Raw genomic sequence first — 6005 nt, forward strand, 5'->3', positions numbered from 1 at the left:
TCATGTGGAGCCAAATTAATCAACGCATTAATCAAGCGTTAAACAGCATTAGAATGGCATTTAGGGCTGAATTAAATGCCACCGATAGCGAAGGTAAAGTCCAAACCATGCAGGGTGAAGGTCTATCTGGTGAGCCACTGCAGGGACAGGAGATTTTTCAGCATTATGGCTTTACCTCTCGCCCCTTACCCGGCACGGAAGCCATTGTTTTACCTCTGGGCGGGCGCTCCTCTCACGGTATCGTGATTGCTACTGAGCATGGTGCTTATCGCCTTGCGGGGCTGGAGACTGGCGAAGTCGCTTTGTATACCGATGAGGGCGCGAAAATTGTCTTAAAGCGGGGGCGCATCATTGATGTTGAATGCGATGTTTATCGGGTTAACTGCAAGCAATATGAAGTGAATACAGAAGACAAAGCGGATTTTAATACGCCAATGGTCACCACCAGTGAGCAACTCACCGCTATGCAACAAATCAGAGGCAATGGCGGAATGGCAATTAAAGGTGGTAAAGGGGCTAACTTTGAGGGTAATATCACGCAGACCTCAGGTAACTATAAAACCGACGGTGATGTTCAAGCCGGTGATATTTCACTGCAACGCCATAAGCACCCAAATGGTAATAATGGTGCGGATACAGGCTCTTCAAAACCGTAACCCCTCTCATAAAGTGCTGAACCTCTTCACACACTAACGCTTTACCCATGCTGCGATACTGCGCAGCATGGACAGAGCACTCGATACTTCAACCGGTGACTACACCGGAACCCGAACCAACAACCTCTCAAATGCCGTGTATTTACGTCTCATGACGCCGCTCGGCAGTTATTGGGCTGACCCGTTGCTCGGCTCTCGATTGCATGAATTAACACGCGAAAAAGATGTCTCGCGCGTCTATTTATTGGCGCGTCAATACGCAGAGCAAGCCCTACAGCCGTTATTGGATGATGGTCGCGCTTTATCGATTAGCGTTACGGTGCATCGCGATGACTTAAAACGGGCGGTATTGTGGATTGAGATCATCGATGCAGGCAACCAACCCCAAACGTTCAAGCACAATGTGAGGATTGCCTGATGTTTATTACGCCAACCTTTGACCAAATCCGCGACACGCTCTTAAATGATTTGAAAAATCAGCTACCGGATGCGGATATTGGCACTGATAGCGATTACTTTGTGCGGGCGTCCTCAGTTGCCAGTGTTGCGCTAGGGATTTATCAGCATCAAAGCTGGATTGTGCGCCAAATTTTCCCTGATACCGCAGACAGTGACTATTTAGAGCTACATGCTCGTACTCGTAGCTTAACTCGCAAACCTGCCACCACGGCTAAAGGTATTGCGGTCATTACCGGCACAAAAGATGCGGTATTGCCTGCAGGAAGCCAATTGCGGGGTGAAAATACCTCCTGTTTTACCACAGCTGAGGTGACATTATCCGCCGATGGCAAAGCCTCTGTGCCTATTCAGGCTAATCAATCCGGTACAAGCAGTAACTTATCTAAGCCGACCACGGCAGAATTGGTCAATGCGCCAATGGGCGTTAACTCATTGGTTGCCATTAATCAGCTTTCTGGCGGGACGGATATTGAGACCGATGCCAGCTTACTCGCGCGATTGCTCGATATCATTCGTCGTCCTCCTGCAGGGGGGAATAAATATGATTATCGCCGCTGGGCGTTAGAAGTGCCGGGTGTCACGAATGCTTTTGTTTATCCATTGCGCCGTGGATTGGGAACGGTGGATATCGCGATTATATCCGCTGATGGGCTTCCTTCTCGCGATATCATTGAGGCTGCGCAAGCTCACATTGATGATGTTCGACCTGTCACCGCAAAGAATTCATACGTTCTCGCACCTACAGAACGATACGTTGATTTTGAGGTTGAAGTCACGCTTGAGGGGATTAGCTTGGAATCTGCCAGGAACCAAGTTGAAACGGAAATTAATGCGGTTATGGGGCGTATCGCGCCCGGTCAAAAGTTAATTCGCAGTGAAGTCGAAACGGCTATTTCATTAATCCCTGGCATTACTGACCGCCTTATTATTAATCCTGCGGGTAATGTGATCGCCTTGGTTGATGATAAAAATCTTGAGTGGTTGCGCCCAGGTAACATTGTGGTGAGGTTGCCAAAATGAAGACCTTACTCAAGCAGCTCTTACCCCCTGTTAGTTATGCCTTGGATGCGCCCCATTTAGACGCCGAACTGCAAGCCGAAGCAAATCGTTTCACGCTCATTCAAGATAGCGCTGACCTCGTCAGAAATGGCATTACGCCTTTTTTCTCGAATAGCTTACTGCCTGATTGGGAGCGTGTCTTAGATTTAACGCCGGATACCAATTTAAGCTACCAACAACGCCTAGAGCTGGTTTTAGTCAAACTGGCTGAAACAGGCGGATTATCTATCCCTTACTTTGTTCAGCTCGCCAAAAAACTGGGCTACGACATTACGATTGATGAGCCAGACCCCTTTCAGGCTGGCGTCAGTCGAGCGGGAGACCGACTCACTCACCCCGGTATTTTATGGGTTTGGGTCGTCAATATCTTCGGTGCGAAATCACTAGTTTATCGATTTAGATCTGGTGGCTCAGTCGCCGGTGAACGCCTTTCATTTTGGGCTGATAGCGTTATTGAATCTGTATTTAATGACCTCAAGCCCGCTCATACATTCTGTTATTTTACTTATCAGGAGTCTTGATATGCAGGACTTAATGCCCCCAATTAACACGCAAGACAGTATCTTTCATGATGGTGACCCCACCACTGGACAGTTAGGTACAATCGTCACTGCATTATGGCTTAACAACGTGCAAGCAGCCACGCGCGACGTGCAAGCTGAAATCAAAAACGTACTTGCGAAAGCAGGTATGACGCCAGACCCGAAAAAGAACAACCAACTTGCAGATGCAATTAGCCAGATAGTCTCCAGTGGTAATTATGCTTCGACTGCTTATGTTGATAATGGTCTTAATAAGAAAATCGATAAGGCGAATATTTCAGGTGTTAAGGGTAACGATAACGACAAAGTTCCTAGTCTGAATTTGTTTACTACTGAAATTGGCAAGTTACAGCCAAAAGGAAATTATCAGCCAGCAGGTGATTATGCGACTAATGCGGCATTAACCACAGGCCTTGCAGGAAAACAGCCAGTTGGAGACTACGCGACTAACACCGCGCTAGCAAATGGACTAAATCAAAAGTTAAACACGAGCAGCGTTGTTCAAGAAACTGGCACATCAACAACGCAAGTTATGAGTCAAGATGCATCAACAAAGCTCTTCATGAAGTTGGGTGATTATGGCTTTGGTGGTAACGGCGGTTACAAGGGCGACGGAACTGATGCGGGCTTTTTGAATATCGTCGCAGAACAAAAGTCTCAAATCTGCACAACTGACAAATTTACGACATGGCAGTACAGGTATAGCCCCACATTCATTATGAATGCAGGGGAGTGTTGGTCATCAATTTCGATTAATTACTTGGATGGTAGGGTTATCATCGGGGCGGGTGAAGTTAATCGCGCGTCTTTCGTTAATGAGCTACATGGAACAGCAAATACAATCACAGATAGAAATGGATATTTGCGTAGCAAGTCGTTTGTAGGCACTGAAACTCAAGGTGTCCCTATCGGTGGGTCAATACTTTGGAATTCAGCCTCCCCAATACCTGAAAATTTTTGGCCTAATGAAGGTCGTTCTTTTTCAGCGTCAGAATACCCTGAGCTAGCAAAAATATTCCCTGAATTAAAGCTACCTGATGACCGAGGTTATGCAATTCGTATCGCGGATAACGGAAAGAATATTGACCCTGGTCGAACTGTCGGAACGTATCAAGATGACGCTATTCGTAATATTACAGGGGGGTTATTGGGGGTAGCGCACGGAACAGCATGGTACGGTGGGACAGGCGCCTTCAGTAAGACAAAGGGTTACGGAACGGGTAACGCTGGCGGGGGTGGTATTTCTCACGAGGTCATCTTTGATGCATCAGATTCAGTTCCAACCGCTAACGAAAACAGAATGAAAAACGTATCTAAAATCCTAATTACGAGAGTGAAATAATGAAATATACAACTGATATTCAATACGCAGAATTTAAAAATGGGCTAACAGTAAAAGCGGGTTGGGCAATTATTTACCGCTATCATCCTGCTACGCGCGAATTTCTCGGCGCGGACTTTGATAATGTGCCATTCGGTGGGAGCGTGGTAGGAGATTCTTGTCTGGATAAACCTGAATTACCCGTGAAATCAGATATCGCTATCATTCGCAGTGCCGATGAAAAATCATGGTTATACGTCACAGACCATCAAGGGAAAACAGCATACAGCACTGAAACACGTCAACCACTAGAAGTTGATTTTATCGGCGATTTACCTGAAGCACTCACACTCTTGGAGCCGCAAACTGAATTTGATAAATGGGATGGTAAGAAATGGGTAACAGATACCGAAGCACAAAAAGAGGCATTTATCGCTCAGGCTGAGAGTGAAAAAGCACAGCGCTTAGAGGAGGCAGAGCAGCATATCGCAATGCTTGAGCGCAAAGTACGTCTAAACATGGCGACTGACGAAGAAAAAGCACTACTGACTGCGTGGGAAATCTATAGCGTCAAAGTTGCAGATGTTGATACATCATTAGCGCCAGATATTGAATACCCTCAAAAACCATAATATCCAAGGCAAGCTGTAAGGCTTGCCAAATTTTCCATGTAAATTATTTCTATCAATTCCGCATAGTGCAAAATCCATCTTTTTATATCCATCTGTTGGTGCAAAATTGCCCGTCAACTAGTGCAAATCATTTCGCCGCGCTACAAACCTCAGACATTTCACATTCGATACCATTTATAATAGCTGTAGAACGTTCGCCAATAAGGTTGCTATTTTCATCAATAAAATCAACAATGTCGAAATCTGTATTAATTCGCTCAACACCTAATTCTTGCAACGTATATATTTCACCTGCATGAGATATGCCGTCCATTTGATGATTTACCCATATGCGCAATGAAGCGTAAATTTCATCATTTTTGTTAAGATATCCTTATTTTTTATTGCGAATAAGTAATATTGATTGCATCTTTTCATCTACAATCGACGAGTAAGTTTCTGGATTTTTTGTATCACAATCTAGAATGTAACGTGCCTCACCTCCTGTTCTGCCTAAGTATGAAATGTATGGATATTTTAAGTTGGTAAATTTTTTTGCATCTTCAACTGAGGTCAAAAATGCACAAGGGTTTTCCATGGCATTAATGACTAATTCTCTTTGTTGTAAATTATCAAAAATAAAAGGTGCTATTTTGAAAACAAAACAAGAGGTTGGTGTGTCATTGATGCGATAGTCATTACAATTGTTTTTCCGAATTAGAGGATTTAGTTCAGTGATATATTTGACTGTTACTCTCATTGTGGGAGTTATAATTGTATTAGGATCATGAACATCAATTTCTACCATCTCACCGTTTTTATTTATGAAATGCTTAGTCTCTAATAAAGTAAATGAATCGGGTTCAACTAACGAGCACCCTCCAATTAAGGCCGTATTTATAACTTCATCCTGTCCATTACATAAGTGTTGAGATACTTTGTTGTTTTTATTATTTTTTATTAAGCCAATTGCATAAGCTGCGTAGATGTTTTTACCAGTAATGTTTTCTATTAATGCGGATGTAGCGGCATCCTGTACCGCAATAGAAGGGATAAATCCAAACGAATCTCCTTTATGCATCGAGTATGCATTTGTAAAGAAAGGAATTAGCACAATACTGAACATTAATACATTAGGCTTACAACTAAAATTCATATACAAATCCACTCTTAGTTTGTCGAAAAAACATAAATAAATATTACATATAACACCTATAAGTGAAAATGATTATCATTACAAAATTTAATTTTGTTCAATAAAAATGAAAAGATAATAAATAACTCTGCCTCCCTACTTTAACTGAGATATTTCGACTTTGAATTTTCTAACATGCCAAGCTCAACAAGTTTTAAATAT

General features: G+C 43.3%; 8 protein-coding genes. 6 read left to right on the top strand and 2 right to left on the bottom strand.

Annotated features, from left to right (window positions below):
* The first annotated feature begins 2 nt into the window (after window positions 1-2).
* From PSF16_RS04910 to PSF16_RS04935, 6 genes are all read left to right on the top strand, one after another.
* Window positions 3-656: a phage baseplate assembly protein V gene (locus tag PSF16_RS04910; RefSeq protein ID WP_272688889.1), complete on the top strand. Its 654-nt coding sequence runs from the start codon at window positions 3-5 to the stop codon at window positions 654-656.
* 67 nt (window positions 657-723) lie between these two features.
* The gene (locus PSF16_RS04915) at window positions 724-1074 is read left to right on the top strand and encodes a phage GP46 family protein (RefSeq protein ID WP_272688890.1); all 351 of its coding nucleotides are present in this window, start codon (window positions 724-726) and stop codon (window positions 1072-1074) included.
* Window positions 1071-2135: a baseplate J/gp47 family protein gene (locus PSF16_RS04920; protein ID WP_272688896.1), complete on the top strand. Its 1065-nt coding sequence runs from the start codon at window positions 1071-1073 to the stop codon at window positions 2133-2135. Before PSF16_RS04915 ends, PSF16_RS04920 begins: the two co-directional genes overlap by 4 nt.
* Entirely contained in the window at window positions 2132-2695 is a 564-nt protein-coding gene (locus PSF16_RS04925) for a YmfQ family protein (RefSeq protein ID WP_272688891.1), read from the top strand. Before PSF16_RS04920 ends, PSF16_RS04925 begins: the two co-directional genes overlap by 4 nt.
* Before the next feature lies 1 nt (window position 2696).
* Window positions 2697-4058 carry a hypothetical protein gene (locus PSF16_RS04930; RefSeq protein ID WP_272688892.1) on the top strand — a complete coding sequence of 454 codons (1362 nt, stop codon included), beginning with the start codon at window positions 2697-2699 and terminating at the stop codon, window positions 4056-4058.
* Window positions 4058-4669 (top strand): tail fiber assembly protein, encoded by a 612-nt coding sequence (locus PSF16_RS04935; RefSeq protein WP_272688893.1) that lies wholly within the window; start codon window positions 4058-4060, stop codon window positions 4667-4669. The genes PSF16_RS04930 and PSF16_RS04935 overlap by 1 nt, the downstream gene beginning before the upstream one ends.
* A gap of 127 nt (window positions 4670-4796) precedes the next feature.
* On the opposite strand, the gene PSF16_RS04940 is transcribed toward PSF16_RS04935, so the two are convergent.
* Both PSF16_RS04940 and PSF16_RS04945 read right to left on the bottom strand, forming a co-directional pair.
* Window positions 4797-4982, bottom strand: coding sequence for a hypothetical protein (locus PSF16_RS04940; protein ID WP_272688894.1), 186 nt, complete (start codon window positions 4980-4982; stop codon window positions 4797-4799).
* A gap of 60 nt (window positions 4983-5042) precedes the next feature.
* Entirely contained in the window at window positions 5043-5729 is a 687-nt protein-coding gene (locus PSF16_RS04945) for a hypothetical protein (protein WP_226890333.1), read from the bottom strand.
* Between the last annotated feature and the right edge of the window lie 276 nt (window positions 5730-6005).

This window comes from Providencia sp. PROV033 (genome assembly GCF_028484855.1).
Classification (GTDB): Bacteria; Pseudomonadota; Gammaproteobacteria; order Enterobacterales; family Enterobacteriaceae; genus Providencia; species Providencia alcalifaciens.